Annotated in this window: 15 protein-coding genes and 1 pseudogene; 9 read left to right on the forward strand and 7 right to left on the reverse strand. The window is 58.6% G+C overall.

What is annotated here, in order from left to right; all coding sequences use genetic code 11:
• Window positions 1-303 precede the first annotated feature (303 nt).
• From IEV62_RS17425 to IEV62_RS17440, 5 genes and pseudogenes are all read right to left on the reverse strand, one after another.
• The gene (locus IEV62_RS17425; RefSeq protein WP_188449770.1) at window positions 304-1497 is read right to left on the reverse strand and encodes a lipid-transfer protein; all 1194 of its coding nucleotides are present in this window, start codon (window positions 1495-1497) and stop codon (window positions 304-306) included.
• Entirely contained in the window at window positions 1494-1760 is a 267-nt protein-coding gene (locus IEV62_RS18305) for a Zn-ribbon domain-containing OB-fold protein (RefSeq protein ID WP_229733356.1), read from the reverse strand. Before IEV62_RS18305 ends, IEV62_RS17425 begins: the two co-directional genes overlap by 4 nt.
• A 30-nt stretch (window positions 1761-1790) precedes the next feature.
• A pseudogene (locus IEV62_RS18455) lies at window positions 1791-1925 on the reverse strand (zinc ribbon domain-containing protein); the annotation flags it as partial.
• Window positions 1922-2443, reverse strand: coding sequence for a MaoC family dehydratase (locus tag IEV62_RS17435; protein WP_188449775.1), 522 nt, complete (start codon window positions 2441-2443; stop codon window positions 1922-1924). The gene IEV62_RS17435 and the pseudogene IEV62_RS18455, both read right to left, overlap by 4 nt.
• Complete coding sequence (locus IEV62_RS17440) at window positions 2440-2883, reverse strand: MaoC family dehydratase (protein WP_188449777.1); 444 nt, start codon at window positions 2881-2883, stop codon at window positions 2440-2442. The genes IEV62_RS17435 and IEV62_RS17440 overlap by 4 nt, the downstream gene beginning before the upstream one ends.
• Before the next feature lie 555 nt (window positions 2884-3438).
• Here IEV62_RS17440 and IEV62_RS17445 point away from each other — a divergent pair.
• From IEV62_RS17445 to IEV62_RS17470, 6 genes are all read left to right on the forward strand, one after another.
• Window positions 3439-3909: a hypothetical protein gene (locus IEV62_RS17445; RefSeq protein WP_188449779.1), complete on the forward strand. Its 471-nt coding sequence runs from the start codon at window positions 3439-3441 to the stop codon at window positions 3907-3909.
• A 446-nt stretch (window positions 3910-4355) separates the two neighbouring features.
• Window positions 4356-5369 (forward strand): amidohydrolase family protein, encoded by a 1014-nt coding sequence (locus tag IEV62_RS17450; RefSeq protein WP_188449781.1) that lies wholly within the window; start codon window positions 4356-4358, stop codon window positions 5367-5369.
• Window positions 5362-5712: a metal-sulfur cluster assembly factor gene (locus IEV62_RS17455; protein WP_188449783.1), complete on the forward strand. Its 351-nt coding sequence runs from the start codon at window positions 5362-5364 to the stop codon at window positions 5710-5712. The genes IEV62_RS17450 and IEV62_RS17455 overlap by 8 nt, the downstream gene beginning before the upstream one ends.
• A gap of 209 nt (window positions 5713-5921) precedes the next feature.
• A complete protein-coding gene (locus tag IEV62_RS17460; RefSeq protein ID WP_188449785.1) occupies window positions 5922-8138 on the forward strand; it encodes a TonB-dependent receptor in 2217 nt (738 codons plus the stop codon).
• Between the two features lie 16 nt (window positions 8139-8154).
• Window positions 8155-8898 (forward strand): SDR family NAD(P)-dependent oxidoreductase, encoded by a 744-nt coding sequence (locus IEV62_RS17465; RefSeq protein WP_188449787.1) that lies wholly within the window; start codon window positions 8155-8157, stop codon window positions 8896-8898.
• Entirely contained in the window at window positions 8895-9572 is a 678-nt protein-coding gene (locus IEV62_RS17470) for a glutathione S-transferase N-terminal domain-containing protein (RefSeq protein WP_188449789.1), read from the forward strand. The genes IEV62_RS17465 and IEV62_RS17470 overlap by 4 nt, the downstream gene beginning before the upstream one ends.
• A 172-nt stretch (window positions 9573-9744) precedes the next feature.
• On the opposite strand, the gene IEV62_RS17475 is transcribed toward IEV62_RS17470, so the two are convergent.
• Entirely contained in the window at window positions 9745-10707 is a 963-nt protein-coding gene (locus tag IEV62_RS17475; protein ID WP_188449791.1) for an alpha/beta hydrolase, read from the reverse strand.
• Entirely contained in the window at window positions 10694-12310 is a 1617-nt protein-coding gene (locus tag IEV62_RS17480; RefSeq protein ID WP_188449793.1) for a flavin-containing monooxygenase, read from the reverse strand. The genes IEV62_RS17475 and IEV62_RS17480 overlap by 14 nt, the downstream gene beginning before the upstream one ends.
• Before the next feature lie 243 nt (window positions 12311-12553).
• Between IEV62_RS17480 and IEV62_RS17485 the strand changes: the two genes are divergently transcribed.
• From IEV62_RS17485 to IEV62_RS17495, 3 genes are all read left to right on the forward strand, one after another.
• Complete coding sequence (locus IEV62_RS17485) at window positions 12554-14248, forward strand: class I adenylate-forming enzyme family protein (RefSeq protein ID WP_229733358.1); 1695 nt, start codon at window positions 12554-12556, stop codon at window positions 14246-14248.
• A complete protein-coding gene (locus IEV62_RS17490) occupies window positions 14245-15018 on the forward strand; it encodes an SDR family oxidoreductase (protein ID WP_188449795.1) in 774 nt (257 codons plus the stop codon). The genes IEV62_RS17485 and IEV62_RS17490 overlap by 4 nt, the downstream gene beginning before the upstream one ends.
• 67 nt (window positions 15019-15085) lie before the next feature.
• Window positions 15086-15739 (forward strand): TetR/AcrR family transcriptional regulator, encoded by a 654-nt coding sequence (locus IEV62_RS17495; protein WP_229733360.1) that lies wholly within the window; start codon window positions 15086-15088, stop codon window positions 15737-15739.
• The last annotated feature ends 294 nt before the right edge of the window (window positions 15740-16033 follow it).

Raw genomic sequence — 16033 nt, forward strand, 5'->3', positions numbered from 1 at the left:
CAGTTCGTCGTGCGATACACAGGTGCGGCAGGTTTGGGCATCACGCCCATCTATCCCACTCGATTCCCTACGTGAATCCCCAACGTCAGTTTTGCAACAAAGCCGATTCAATACCGCAAAGTGCCTCCAGATCCTCCTACGGCCCTGGATTGTCGAACGCGCATTCGCATGATTCGGGAGATCCCGACGCTTCGCAAATGACTGGAAAACTGAATTCTCTCTCCATATCATTGCGTTGGTCGGCATATTTACGCGACGTACCGCAAGATGTTGCTAAGCCTAAAAGACTTTTGAATCTGGCTCTTACGCCTTCAGGATTACCGAGCCGCCGTTCGCGCCAAGCCCGAGTACCGCAGACATGCCGATGCGCGCGTCAGGCACCTGATGCCCCTCGGCCTGCCCGCGCAACTGCCATGTCAGTTCGCAGATTTGGAGCACGGCCTGCGCGGTAGTCGCTTCGCCGAACGACAGGAACCCACCGCTCGGGTTGATCGGTAGCGATCCATCGATGTCGAGTTCGCCGCGTTCGAGCATCCAGTCACCCTTGCCCGCCTCGTAGAAGCCAAACTGCTCGGGCCAGGCGAGAATATGCCATGCGCTATTGTCCGCCATTTCGAGCACATCGACATCGCCAGGGCCGATTCCCGCCATCGCGCAGGCACGCGCTACCGCGTTGCCTACCTCGCTCGTATGCGCCACGTTGGAACGCACGGTCGAAGCAATCGTCGGGATGCGACGACCAGGATCGCCGAAACTACCCGTCGCGATCGCGCATCCCGCGACCGTCACAGGCGAGCGCCCGCTCCGCTTCATCCATGCCTCGCTGCCGAGGATGATCGCGGCGGCTCCGTCGCTAACCGGGCAGATCTGGAGCAGGTGTAGCGGATCGGAAACCATAGGTGAGGCGAGCACTTCGGCGACGGTTGTTTCCTTGCGGAACCGCGCGAGACGATTGCCGGCGGCGTTGCGGCGCATCAGCACAGCGGCACGCGCGAGCGTCTCCTCGCTGGTACCGAAATCGTGCATCCGACGCCGGGCCTCGATTGCCCAATACGCGGGATTGGTCGCGCCCATTGCCACCCAGCGCAGATAATCGCTGTCAGTGATATCATCTTGGCTACCGGGCGGGCGCGGGATGAAACCCTTGGGCATCCGCTCGGCACCGATCACGCACACCACCTCGTGCTCGCCGCTGCCGATCATAGCGTATGCGGTGTGGAACGCGATCGCCCCGGCTGCGCAGGAGCCGCCAACGTTGACGCAGGGGATACCTTGCTCGGCCACCGCCTGGACGATCTGGTTAGCATGGAGCCCCCAGCCCATGCCGCCCTCGAACCGCGAACTTGCCGCCACAAGACCCTGCACGTCGGGCCAGCAAAGCCCCGCATCTGCCAGTGCCAGATCGATCGCCTCGAGCGCCAGCTGCAATTGCGGCTTGTCCGGCCACTTGCCCCACGGATGTGCCCCTGCACCGAGAACGTAAACGGACTGCGTCATGTCTCGGTCTCCGGCGCGAATTTGTAGGTCAGGACAGGACCGCGCGCGGCGTCGATATAGAGTGGCTCTACGACCAGTCGTACACGCGACCCGATCGCGATAGCGTCGAGCGCAAAGCCGGAGAGCATGCCCATCACCTCAAGCCCGTCGCCGATGTCGACCAGCCCGATCGCGTAAGGCTTCCAATCGTCGATTCGAAAGAGCGCTGGCGGCTGGTAACGCTGCACGGTGTAGCTAATGAGCACCCCATGCGTGGGTAGCATCGCGCGTTGGATAGTTTTTTCGCGGCACCCGGGGTTCCGGCAGCTCAGCGCCTGCGGGTAGTACAACGAACCGCAGGCCGTACACCGCGTACCGATCAACCGCGGCTGTTCCCCGTGCAGTTCGAGCAGCCCGTCCGCTACCATGGTCAGAGCGCCCGGACTCATAGCGACAGGATATCCCGCGTCTCGCGGAAATAGAGCGTGCCGTTCCCAACATCCTCGACCGTCACCGAATGACGTACATAGCGGCGCTCGCGCTTCACGTACTTGTCGGTCGCACGAGTTGTAATCCGCACCGTCGCGCCGATGGGGATCGGCGCCAGTATCTCGGAGTCGTGATTGGTGTGGATCGATCCGATCGCGAACGGCCTCGTGTGATCGAATTGCACCGACAGCACGAAATGCGATACCAACAACGGCGGCACGATCGCGCCGCCGAACGGGGACTGGCCTGGGATCTTCCAGCTGTTCATCCGCCAGCCTTCGTACCACGGATTGAAGTCCTCGACGCCGTCCGCGTACAGAATCACCAGTTCGGCACTGATCGTCAGCTCACGTGACAGCTCGTCGCCAATTTTGACCATGTCCCAATAGGTTGCGGCACCAGCCTCGAGTCCGTCGATAAAGTCCCGCGTCTGCGCAATCTGGACGGGTGACATCGGGCGTAGCTGATCTGTGCTCATGCGTGCGCTCCCATTACGTCGACGTCGACTTCGACAAAACCAACCGTCTTTTTCTCGCCATCCTCGTTGTCCGTCCAGATATCGACAATGAACCGAAAGCCGTCGCCCTTTGGGATTTTTTCGCGGACCACGCCGTGTGTCGTGATGACTTCGTTTGCGAGCGTTGAGGCGATATACTTGCAGACTATGCGTGCGCCGGTGAACATCGCCTCGCCGAAATGATTGACGCACATTTCTGAGATGTAGGCGGAAGACATCTCGCCGGTCTGGATCGGTGCCTTCAGGCCCGTTGCGCCGGCATAAACCGTATCCCAGTGGTTTGGATTAAACCGTCCCCACAGGCGCGATCCCATCAGCTGGATCGCCGCCTTTTTTTTGAGCGGTTGCAGTTCGTAGCCAACCGGCGTGTCGCGGGTGACCAACAGATCTTTCAGGTCCATCAAAATTTCCTTAAAAGATTTACCGCGACTCGATCGCCGCAAGCCATGACCCGACACTGTTCGCTGACGGTTACTAGAACGCCTACGGCGAGCGAGCGGCGCGCTGCGTCGAGTAGATATTTTTTTATGAGGTAGTCGTCGCTCACCGACACCGCCCAGCGACCCTTGGGCGGCGCGATGCGAGTGCTTGTGTCAACGGGCCAGAGAGCGCGCAGCAAAATCCGCGGCCCGCCATCCTTATTCGGCGCAAAAAATGGATTTCACGCGGAACGTGAAACTGTTGGAAGGCTCGTCTTTCGCCAGCATCGACTTGCTGTCTGGAGCTCGCTGTACCGTGCGCATTGCAAGCCTCCTGTTTCCATCCTCGCGTCACACCTCAATTTCGGCAGGCGCGAGTAGACAACTGACCCACACGTTGATGTTTGTCAATGTAGGCGTTGACGAATTGCGCAGTTCAGACGGGGGTGCCGAGCAGCGGATCGCTTTGAGCATGAGAGTGGTTCGCAGCAAATGGCTTAGGATGGATTCAACGGCGGAGGCGCTTGTCGATGACGGGTGCGCCCACTCGGTGGACGCATCAAAGATAGCCTGGCTCGCGCGCGCCATGCCGATCTCGGTGCCGAGGTTCTCAATGTGCTCGTGGATAGAACTGAAAGTGATCCGAGTGGGACTGAGAACCTCCTCGTGCTTGCGTCTGCAACGCCCGAGATCCGCGTTCGCGCTAAGCAGCAATCCCGCGCTGGCATCGCGACGACGCCCAGCTTCGGCGGGCAACGCGCCGTCAAGTTGCAGGCCACCAACTGGCTTGAGCGGTCGGCCAAAGAGCTGAGCGCCGCGCAGGCGTCGCCATCATCTTCCTCAACAGACGAGATTACCCCGCTGATCAGCGCCGCACGCTTCGACGAAGGCGACGGGTGCCAGCGCTCGAACCGCTACATGCAGATCGCGGGCGTGGCCGCCTTTGTCGCCCTTCCGATCGAGCATCCGCTACCGCTACCGCTACCAATTGCCCCTAAGGCCGCCTGAGCGATGCGACCCGATGAAATGTCCGAAATTGCGGCGTGCTTACGAAAAAGACCCTCAACTAAAATCAACGCATCCGTGGATTATTTTTCAACGAGTGTATTGACTCCGGTTTTCTTGAAGCCCATCCATATTACAGGCCACAGACCGGAAAATGTACGGCAGCCTGACAGAGAGGATGAACCATGATCGCATTACGTGATCGTGCCGCAACTGCGGCCGACGCTTATCTCCGCTGTACTTTGGCCCAGTCACTCTCGCTACAAACGCAATTTGCGCAGTAGCTCGCCAAGTTTTTTGACTCCGTTATACTTAACAACCCCGACGTTTTTGTAATTTGTCTGAAAGGTTTTGGCACAGTGATAAACGATTACTTCGTTCTCGACGCGGTTACGCACGCGTACAACCACCTTCCCACAAATTGGGAAGATCCAGTACTGGGGCAGGCTATGGTCGAACTGGCGTGGCACTTGGCAGCCGATCCGCCAAACCCGAAATACGCGTTCACGCGGGAACAGTATCTGATTGATTGGCAAGTGCCCGACGTCGCCAACTTTATCTTTCGCGAAAGCGATACCGACGTCGCGGTAATGCATCCGCTTGCGATCGCATCTTTCAAAGATGGATACTGTTCGGTGCCAAAGGCGGTGGAGGCCCTTGATCGGTATCCGTCGCGCTTTATCGGTGCCTATGCGTGCGTCGATCCATTGAAGGGCAAGGATGCCGAGCGTTCGATGGCTGAGCAGGTCGAAGTGCTGAAGCCACTTGGGCTGAAGCTCTATCCGACAAGCTGGGACGGCAAAGGCCCGGTGAGTTGGCGGATGGATGATCCTAAGCTGATCTACCCGCTATACGAAAAGGCGCAGCAACTCGGTCTTACCACCGTTGCGGTGCACAAGGCCGTACCGATCGGTCCGTTCGCAGTGGGCGATGCGTATAATCCACGCGACATCGAGAACGCAGCAAACGACTTCCCCGACCTGAACTTCGAGATCGTCCATGGCGGCCTCGCCTTCATGGAAGAGACAGCATGGCTGCTTGCCAGGTTTGGCAACATATCCATTAACATGGAAATCCAGAATATCTTGGTCGAACGTCGGCCACGAGCATTTGCCGAAGTGCTCTTGGGTCTGTGCCGCGTCGGCGGAACGGATATGTTGGACCGAATGTTCTGGGGATCAGGCGGAACATTGGTGCACAATCAACCAGCGCTCGAGGCATTCGCCGCTTTTGAATTTCCAGACGATCTTCTTAATGGTGCCGGCCTTTTCAAGCCGATTAAGCAGATCACTACAGAGAATAAGGCGAATATCTTTGCCAACAACTTTTGCCGCCTTCACGGCCTCGACGTTGAGGCATTGAAGCAGGGCATCGTTGGCGATGAATTCGATCGCAACGGGGAAGGCCCGGCCGAGCCGTTCTCCACTCTCAGTTCGGCGCGGGGCGAGACAGTTTATGCCTGATCTTCGCAGCCGAATTCTTGCCGAACTGGACGCGATCAAGGATCCGTGCAGCATGGCGGCTGGCACGCCGCTAGGATTGGATGAAATGGGTCTGGTGCGCGATGTGATCATCGCCGCCAACGGCGACGTCACCATTGATCTAAGGCTTACGTCGCCATTCTGCCACATGATCGGTTTCTTCCAACAGGAGGCGACGCGGCGGGTCCAGGCGATATGCGGCGCAGAGCGGGTGACCTTGAAAGCCGATAACGGGCTCGATTGGTCGCCAACTTTAATGAGTGTCGCGGCGAAGGCGAAGCGCGCGGTTCATCTAGCCGCGCAGAATGCCTCAATCATTTCCTGAATAATCATAATGGTCTGCAAAGGGGGGACGAGATGTCCAGACGGATATACACGACGTCGACGGTGGCTCTGGCTGCGTTAATGGTAAGCGGAAACGCACACGCATCGATGCAGCAAGTGCCGCCAACCATCTCCCCCCCCGTCACCCCAGCTACACCCGCTACTGCCAATCCCGCCGCAAGCCCGGCGACAAGCGTAAACGATTCGGATATGGATATCATCGTCACGGCGCAGCGGCGGGCGGAGACGCTCGAGCGGACGGCGGTTGCTGTCAGCGTCGTATCGGCGGAAACGTTGATCGAGCGTGCGATCACAACCGAAACCGATCTGCAGTCGGCGGTTCCTGGCCTGACCGTGAAAACGGGTCAGAACGAGAATCAGCTTAACTTCTCGTTGCGTGGCCAGTCGGTTGATCCGTTCTCGAGTTCGCGGCCATCAGTGCTGCCCTATTTCAACGAGGTTCAGGTTGGGGGTGTCGGTGGCACTGCGCTGTACGACCTTTCGTCCGTCCAAGTTCTGAAAGGTCCCCAGGGCACCTTGTTCGGGCGAAACTCCACCGGCGGAGCCGTCTTATACACCAGCCAAAAGCCCGCCAAAGAGTTCGGCGGATATATATTGGCGCGAGTGGGAAATTTTAGCGCGAGGCAATTGGAAGGCGCAATTGACGTGCCGCTGATCGGCGACGTCGCACTGTTGAGAGTTGCTGGCCAAATTCAACGCCGCGACGGCTTCCAGCGCAACCTCTACCGCGACGAACGTCTTGGGGAAATCCGTCGTGAGAACGTCCGTATCAGCCTGACTCTGAAACCAACCAGTGGGCTCAGCAACGATTTGGTGGTCGATTACGGTCACAGCGACGGCAACAGCCTCAGCAGCGTGGTGTACAATGTCCTGCCGTTGGGTGCTGCAGCGTTCGTGCCCTTTAACTTTTTATTCTCGCCCGCGGTCGACTCGGCTTTCGGTCCTGGTACCTGGGCGGCTTATCTCGCTGCACATCCGAAAGTTGACCCCGATGGGTTGATTCCGTTCGCGGCGAAGCAAAAGGCTCGCGGCCCTTATATTGTCGATGTCGACTCACCCAATTATTACCGCCAGACAAAGGTGATCGTTTCGAACGTCACCGCGTTGAAAATTAGTCCGGCAGCGACGATCAAAAACGTCTTGGGCTATGTCCGCGCAAAATTCAGCGGTGCGGGCGAATTCGACGGGACGCCTTACGGCGGCGACGCGAATGGCCCAGATGGACGCGCCGGCGTCATCGAACAGTTTTCAGAAGAGTTGCAGGTCCTTGGTACCATTAGCGGCCGCTTGGATTACGTGGCCGGCGGCTATTACAGCCACGAGACCGACAATACGCGATCAACCAGCGTGATTTTCGACTTGGCGCCAGTCTCGCCTCCGATAAACCAGATCAATAATGGTAAGTTTACCAACGATACCTACGCCGTCTACGCGCAAGGGACGTACGATGTTGGTTTGGCTGGGTTGAAATTAACAGCCGGTGGCCGCTACAGCATCGAAAAGACCCAGTTCGTGCGCGCGAGCGACGACACTTACGTCACCGCACCGCTTCCGGCCTATGATTTCAATCAGCGTGCAACCTTCAAGAAGTTTAGCTGGACCGTGGGCCTTGAAGACCAGGTCACCAATGAACTGCTGTTATACGCAAAGGCGCGACGCAGTTTTCGAAGCGGGGGTTTCAACTATTTTGCACCGCCAACCGCCGGTTTCGGTAATGCCTCTGGCGGAGCGTATCGCCCGGAAACTGCAACCGATGTTGAACTGGGCGCAAAATATCGTGGGTTTGTCGGCAACCTTCCCGTCCGGTTCAATTTTGCCGCGTACAATATGTGGGTCATCGACGTTCAGCGCGCCTTCTATGCCCAGATCTTCGGCAACCTTGCGGCGATCACTGTCAATGTGCCTCGCGCTCAGATAACCGGCATCGAAGTTGACGGATCGATCGACCCTGTATCGTGGCTGACGATTGGCGGAAGCGCCAACTACACGAATGCGCGATTCACTAGCAATATCGTTAACGTCGTCGATAATCCACAGGCCAGGTTCGACACCTACCCTGACACCCCTGAATTTGCAGGTGCAATTTATGCAAACATCAAAGCACCGGTTTCAGATCATTTAAAAGCTAATCTGCGCGGTGATATATATGCTCAGACATTTACATATTTCAGTTCAACCGCCAAAAGTCTTACTCCGGGGGCAAAAATACCTGGATATGCACTCGCAAATCTGCGCGCCGGTATAGGCGATATCGATAATAACTGGTCGCTGTCAGTAGTAGCGAAAAACGTCTTTGATAAAGTATATTACACGGGCGGTGTTGGGTTCGCAAATATCTTTAGTCTAAATACTGTTGTACCGGGTGATCGCCGGACTTTCCTCATTGAAGCGCGCTTCAACTTTTGACGATCGGAGAATCAAAATGAGTGGACGCTTGCAAGGCAAGGTTGCGGTTATCACTGGTGCCGGATCTGGCATGGGCTTGGCGATGGCCAAACGTTTCTGCGCCGAAGGCGCAAAAGTCGTCGCGGTCGATATCACCGGCGCGCAGGACGATGTGGCAGCCGCGATCGGCACGTCATGCGTCGGCATTAAAGCGGACGTATCGCGCAGCGTCGATGTAATTATGATGCTGAGCGCGGCGATTGATCATTTCGGACGGCTTGACATCCTTTGCAATAATGCGGGTATCCAAGGTCCGTTGGCGCTCACCGCAGACTATGAGGAAGATGACTGGGACCGGGTAATGGCAGTGAATCTGAAAGGCGTGTTTCTTGGCATGAAGCATGCAATTCCGTTGATGTTGAAAACGGCAGGAAAAGGAGCGATCGTTAACACATCCTCTATGGCCGCGTTGGTTGCTTTCCCGCAACTGCCAGCCTACTCCGCGTCAAAGGGTGGCGTTTCAGTTTTAACACGTCAAACCGCCGCCGAATATGCCAGCCAGAATATTCGAGTTAATGGCATTCTTCCGGGGGCAATAGACACTGGGATGACTCGCGGCATGCCAGCCGATTATCTCAAAGCTGCCATCGATGCGACACTGATGGGGCGGATCGGGACCCCGGATGAAATTGCCAACCTTGCGTTGTTTCTTGCCAGCGATGAGGCATCGTTCATCACAGGCACGCTCACCGCCGTCGATGGCGGTTACACCCTCCTGTGAGGCCGGATTCACAACCGTATCGCCTCGTCAACGCGCGCCCAAGCCCTTATGGTCGTAAAATCGCAATAGCACTTATCGAAAAGGGCATGGCGTTTGAAGTAATCTATGATGAGCCTTGGTCCGACCATAGTAAAACAGGTGATTTTAGCCCTTTGCGGCAATTGCCGATCCTGATAACGCCGAATGACGTTAGTATCTGCGATTCCAGTCACATTCTCGACTGGTTGGAGATCTCTTTTCCTTCCCCGGCGCTTCTTCCTGATGCACGCGCCGAAAAAATAGCCGCTTTGAATATGAAGGCATTGGGTGAGCGGTTGATGGAAATCGCGCAAAGCCTTATTTTCGAGATGCATCGTAATCAGCCGAGCCCGCATTATATCGCGCGTCAGACGCAAAAGATCAGAGGCGGCCTAATCGAGCTTGAGCGATTGTCGGCTATGCCGTTGGCGTATGAAACGATCGCAATTCATCAAGGGCATATTGCGGTTGCAACAAGCCTTTTGGCTTGGGAATTTGTCGTCTTAGACGGTATGTGTGCGCCGATCGATGTGCTAATTTGGCGTGCGCGATACCCGTGTCTAACCACGATGGTAGAACAGTTAGCGCAAAGACCTTCATTTATGAAGACCGAGCCAAAATCAATGCCCATTAATCTAAATGCTCTGACCACGTAGAAAGATTTGTGCCTGTTACGCTGCCGATACGAAGTATTTTGATTAATAACTGCACAAGATCCCGTATAATATCCTTGAGACAGAGGTCCCGCATCAATCGTGGTCCGGGACCACGCGCCAAGATGTATGATTGGTTCTGCGGTTTATTGTCGGTCGGACGCTAACGCTGGCGTTATTCGCCTTGAAGGTGCGATCCGGTTAGTGTGGCGCTGATTGGCGACGCGCTCATCCGGGTAGAGATGAACTCGATCGCCTCGTCTGCGACCGGGGTCAGTTGGGGTAGACCGGCAAAACCATGGATCATTCCCGGGTAACGACGTGACGCGACATCTACGCTGGCGTGCGCCAGCCGCCGGGCAAGTGCCTCGCCTTCGTCGCGTAGCGGGTCGAACTGAGCGGTAACGATGGTCGTCGCCGGCAGACCGTGCAAGTCGCCGTGTGTGAGATCGAACCATGCTCCCGTTGGGCCGTCGCCGCGATAAGCCTCCCATGCCCATTCCAGAAACGAGGCGGTCAGCATATACCCTTGCGCGAACTCCGCCATCGAAGCGCTGTCGCCACTGGGATCGAGCAACGGGTAGATCAAGCCGATATGGTCGAGCGGGGTGTCCACGTCCCGGCAGTGGAGAGCGAGGCCGAGCGCAATATGGCCGCCCGCACTGTCGCCAGCAACGGCGATATGACCGGAATCGAGGTCGAGCGTCCGTGCCTCGCGCCGGAGCCATTCAAGCACAGTCTGGGCGTCGTTAAGCGCGGCTGGAAACGGGTGTTCAGGTGCCAACCGATAGTCGATCGCGACGACCGTCCGGCCGCTCGCGTTGGCGAGTGTCCGACACATCGCGTCATGCGTTTCTAAGTTGCCCAGCAGGAAACCACCGCCGTGGCAAAACAGGATCGCGGCCGTTCGGTCGAGCGTCGGGCGATAGAGGCGCACCGGGATCGATGCGCTCGGTCCGGGCACGACGTGATCGACCGCCGATGCGACCACTGGCCGGGGAGCGCGTGCCTGGAACGCGTTTGCGGCCCGGCGCAGCTCGGCTAGCGATACGTGTGGCGGTGGCCGACGCAACGCCATGCGTGGGTCGGCCAGCAGGGCGTCGAATGCCGCATCGGGGGCCTGGTCAGGACTTGGCATGTTGCCCGACCGTGCGCAGCGTCAGGCCATCATAACCTTTGGCAGCGGTCTTCTGCAGGATTCGGCGATAGCCGCGGACGCCTCCGGAATACGGCATGAAGACTCGCGGCTTGCCCGGCATTTCGGCGCCCAGATAGTAGGATGGCGTCTTCAGATAGAGCGTTTCTTGCGCCCGTTTGTTCACATGCAAGACCCAGTCTCGTTCCGCCACTTCGGTCGCCTCGACCTCATTTATCCCAGCACGGCGGCAATGGTCGAACAGAGCGGCGAGCCAGTCGACCTGTTCCTCGATCGACAGCACCACGTTGCTCAGCAACGACGGGCTGCCCGGTCCGACGATCACGAACATGTTGGGGAAGCCGTGTACCCCGATCCCGAGAAAGCTGACCGGCCCGGCCGACCATTTTTCCCGCAGGGTGCACCCGCCGCGACCGACGATCTGAGGCTTCAACAGCGATCCGGTGAACGCGTCGAACCCGGTTGCGTAGATGACGATATCGAACGGGTATTCAGCATCGGCGGTCCGGATGCCTTGCTTGGTAAAACTCTTGATCGGAGCTTCGCTGATGTCGACGAGCGATACGTTCGGCCGGTTGAATGCCGTGAAATACCCGCTGTCGACCGACGGGCGCCGTGTTCCGAAAGGGAAGTCGCCGGGGATCAGTTTGGCGCGCAGTTCGGGATCGTTGACTTGTTGCGCGATCTTCCCGCGGATGAACGCGGAGGCGGTGTCGTTCGATTTTTGGTCAAGCAGGATATCCTTAAACGTCAGGGCAAAGCCGAAGCCCAGTCGGTTCCACGCCGTCTCGTACGCCGCGTTACGCTCCGCCTCCGGCACGTCGGTTGCCGCGCGGTTGTCTGGCACGAAGCCGAGGCCGCTCGGCGAATTGCGCGCCGCCTCGCGCCGCGCCGGATAGTCCCGCTTCACCGCACGGTCTTCCGCGTCGGTGACCGGTGCATTGGCCGCGGGGATCGAATAATTGGCGGTGCGCTGGAAAATGGTAAGATGGGCGGCAACCTTGGCGATCACCGGGGTCATTTGCACACCAGACGATCCCGTGCCGATGATCGCTACGCGCTTGCCGACGAAATCGACCTTGTCCTTCGGCCAGCGTGCGCTGGAGATCACTCGCCCGGTGAAAGTATCCTGACCGGGATAACGCGTATCCTTGGGCGTCGACAATTGCCCCACTGCGAGGATCAGTTTTCCGGCATTCCAACGTCGGCCATCGTTTGCTTCGATGATCCAGCGCGCAGTCGCCTCGTCGAACGTCGCGCGTTCCATGCGCGTTCGGAGTTCAATGTTGCGGCGCAGGTCGAATCGGTCGGCGACGTGGTTGATGTAACGCAGGACCTCGGGTTGGGTCGCGTAGCGTTCGCTCCAGCGCCATTCCTGTTCAAGTTCGGGCGAGAAGCGATAGGAATAGTCATAGCTTTCGACATCGCAGCGCGCACCGGGATATTGATTGAACTGCCATACCCCGCCAATATCGTCGCCCGCTTCGAGGACGGCGACCGAGAATCCCTGCGAGCGTAGCGTATGCAGCGTGCGCAATCCGCCGAACCCGGCACCGACCACCACTGCGTCAACAAACGTCGTCATAATTCTCTCCTGTGCGGCGGTAATCTCTCATTTCAGGATTTTCGTCAACGCCTGTGTGGAATGCGCCCATAGCGTGACTGTGACGGTCCGCTGGCGGAAACCTGACAAATCTTCCACGCCTGCATTGACGATCGCGTTTGCGCCGGATTAGATTGCCGTCGTCGGCTCCGGTCGGCCAAAAATTAACGTCCGGCCGGACGGCTTAGCGCCGTACCGAACCGACAATGGTGAGGTGCGCAGACTATGATGGGATCGGTCGCCGATCGGCAGCAGGCGTTGCGAGCCGCGATGTCCATCTGGGAGCCCCGAACGTTGCACGCGGTACTCGACGATGCGGCCGAAGCGACGCCGGATCGCCCCTTCGTGATCACCGACGACCGGAGCTGGACCTATGCGGAAATGGCCGCCTGGTCGAAGCAGCTCGCGGCAGGGCTGGTCGCGCTCGGAGTGTCACCTGGCGAGAAGGTCGCGTTGGTACTGGCTAACTATCCCGGCTTCGTCGCGATCAAATATGCGGTGTCGCGGATCGGCGCGGTCTCTGTGCCGATCAACATACTCAACCGCCGCGACGAGCTCCGCTACCTGCTTGAGCAGTCGGACTCGGTGCTGCTCGTCACGATGGATCGGTTTCGTGGGGTCGATTATCTTGAGATGCTCGACCAGATCGCTCCCGGATGGGAGGCGACGGGTTGCGGCAATAGTTTGCCGAACCTGCGCCATGTCGCGGTGCTGCCGACCGGCGAAGGCCCGGATCGTAGCGTCGCACGAACGCTTTCGTCGCTCGAGGCCGCTGATGTTTGGGCGGAGATCGCAGTCGATCCGCACGCCGTTTGCGACATCATTTATACGTCGGGCACCACCGGACCGCCAAAGGGCGTGTTGCTGACGCACGACATGCTCATGCGTACTGCCTATGGCAGCGCCTATGCACGCGCATTCGAGGATGGCCGCCGCATCTTGTTCTCGCTGCCGATGTATCATGTGTTTGGCTATGTAGAGGGATTGTTGGCTGTGCCGTTCGTCGGTGGCGCGATTGTTCCGCAGTTGCGCTTCGACGCCACTGCCACGTTAGAGGCAATTGCACGCCATCACGCCACCGATGCATTGTTGATACCGGCAATGACGCTAGCGGTGCTCGATGCCGCAGGGGTGGCTACGTATGATCTGTCGTGCTGGCAATCGGTGCTGGCATCGGGCGGACGCGCGCCCGACCGCATGTGGCAGGGTATCCGCGAGACGCTGGGCGTTAAGGAGATCACGACCGGCTACGGCATGACCGAGACCACCGCATCGACCACGGTCACGCGGCCCGACGATCCAGTCGCGCGGTTGCTGACCACCAACGGTCGCCAACGCGATGTTGGGGTCGCCGGCGATCCACAGAAAGATGGTCGGCTGGTAACCTACCGCGTTGTAGATTCCGGAACGGGGGCGGTTCTGGCCAATGGCGAGACCGGTGAACTCGTCGCCAAGGGAGAGGGTGTAACGCGTGGCTATTACAATAAGCCTGAGGCCACTGTCGCAGCCTTTGATACTGAAGGCTGGTTCCACACCGGCGATCTCGGTCGTATCGACGACGATGGCTATATTACACTGCTGGGGAGGATCAAGGAATCGTATCGCTGCGGCGGCGAACAGGTCCTGCCAACCGAGATCGAGGATCTACTGGCCACCCATGCCGACGTACTGCAGGCGCATGTCGTGCCAATCCCCGACGAACGGATGGGCGAGGTAGGCGTCGCTTTTGTAGTCGCCCGGCCGGGCGTGACGCTCGACCCATCTGAGCTTCAGCAGCTTATTGCCGACCGCCTCGCGCGCTATAAGGTGCCGCGGCATGTACTGCTGGTGGACGCTGCGGCAATCCCGACCACCGCATCCGGCCGGGCGCGCAAATTCCTGCTGAGCGAACAAGCGGCGCATATTTTGGAGTTGCCATGACGACGATCTTCACCGCCCCGAACCATAAGGTCGCGATCGTCACCGGTGGCGCGCGGGGCATCGGCGCAGCGATCGCCACCCGGCTCGCCGCAGATGGCCACCACGTCGCGGTGTTCGATCTCGATGCCGACGCTTGCGCCGAGACGGTGGAGCGCATCGAGACAGCGGGACGCCGCGCGCTGGCGCTCGCCGTGGACGTATCGAACGAAGACGCGGTCGTCGCTGGGGTCGCGCGCGTGGCAGAGGAACTCGGCGCACCGACCGTCCTCGTCAACAATGCCGGCATCCTCCGAGATCGGACGCTCGCGAAGATGACGCTGGACGATTGGGAGGTCGTAATGGCGGTCAACCTGCGCTCGGTCTTCCTGATGTGTCGCGCCGTTCAGCCGCATATGCGCTCCGCGCGTTGGGGACGTATCGTCAATTTGTCGAGCACCGCTGCGCTTGGCGTGATCGGCGAGTCGAACTATTCGGCCGCCAAGGCCGGGGTTCAGGGCATCACGCGAACACTGGCGATCGAACTCGGCCGGCACGGCATCACCGTAAATGCGGTCGCCCCCGGCTTCGTCGTCACCGACATGACGCGTGCAGTTGCCGCGCGCATGAACATGCCTTTCGAGGATATGGTGACCGACATGATGACGGGAATCTATGTCGGACGTCCCGGCGTACCCGACGACATCGCGCAGGCGGTTGCGTTCTTCACCGATGAACGGTCCGGTTTCGTGACGGGGCAAGTGCTCTATGTGGCAGGCGCGCCAAGAGCGTGAGGCAGCGCACCCTCGCCAAGCGCGAGGCGAGCCGTTAGTCTTACAGCCCGCATCGAAGGGTATGAGAGTGGCAAAGCAACCATCATTGATCGCCAAACGACGATCCGCCGCGGGCAAGGAGCCGCGCGAATCCTATCAGAATCGCCGCCAAGAAATCTCCGAGGCAGCGATCCGCGTCTTCCACCGGCTCGGTTACAGCGCTGCGAGTGTCAGCGCGGTCGCGGCAGAACTCGGCGTCGACCGCGCGACGCTGTATTATTATTTCTCGTCGAAGGAGCAGATGTTCGACGAGATCGTCCGCACGGTTCTGGAAATCAATGACGAAGTGGCGCGCCGCATTGCAGACAGTCCGATCAGTCCGGCGCGGAAACTGCGCGAGTTGATCACCGCGCTGATGAATTCCTATGGCTCCAATTATCCGCTCCTGTACATCTATATCCGCGAGGATCTGGCCCATGTAAGCGATACCCGCTCGACTTGGTCTGAGCATATGCGGCAGCTCAATCGCAATATTGAACAATCGGTGATTAACATCGTCGAGCAAGGCTATGCCGATAATAGCTTTCGCCGTGTCGGCTTGCCGCGGATCGTCGCGTACGGGATCCTCGGAATGCTCAACTGGTCGCACCGCTGGTACAAGCCAGATCGTGGCGCGTCGGCAGATGAGATCGGCAAGGTATTTGCCGAAATGATCTTGAACGGGCTCGAATCGCCGTATTGAGGGTCCCTAGGCAGAGACGAAATCTTTATCCGTCATGCCAGCGGGAATTTTTTTGTTTTGGCAGAGCGCGAGGCGACGCGTCGGCAGCTTTTCGATTTAGCTGAACCGGCGCTTGACGAGATTCGTTAGCAATATTTCGTGCGATCGTGCGGATTGCGTAAAATAATGCCGCCGAACCGGCTTGCGAGTTAGAGTCTGACTCGCCCGTCTTGAATCGTGAGGATTCCCATTGGGCTGCGTTTGTGATTCACTCTGCGGGCTGAGCAGGGAGGATACGGTGCGAGCCTATTCGAA

Source organism: Sphingomonas psychrolutea (assembly GCF_014636175.1).
GTDB classification, from domain to species: Bacteria; Pseudomonadota; Alphaproteobacteria; order Sphingomonadales; family Sphingomonadaceae; genus Sphingomonas; species Sphingomonas psychrolutea.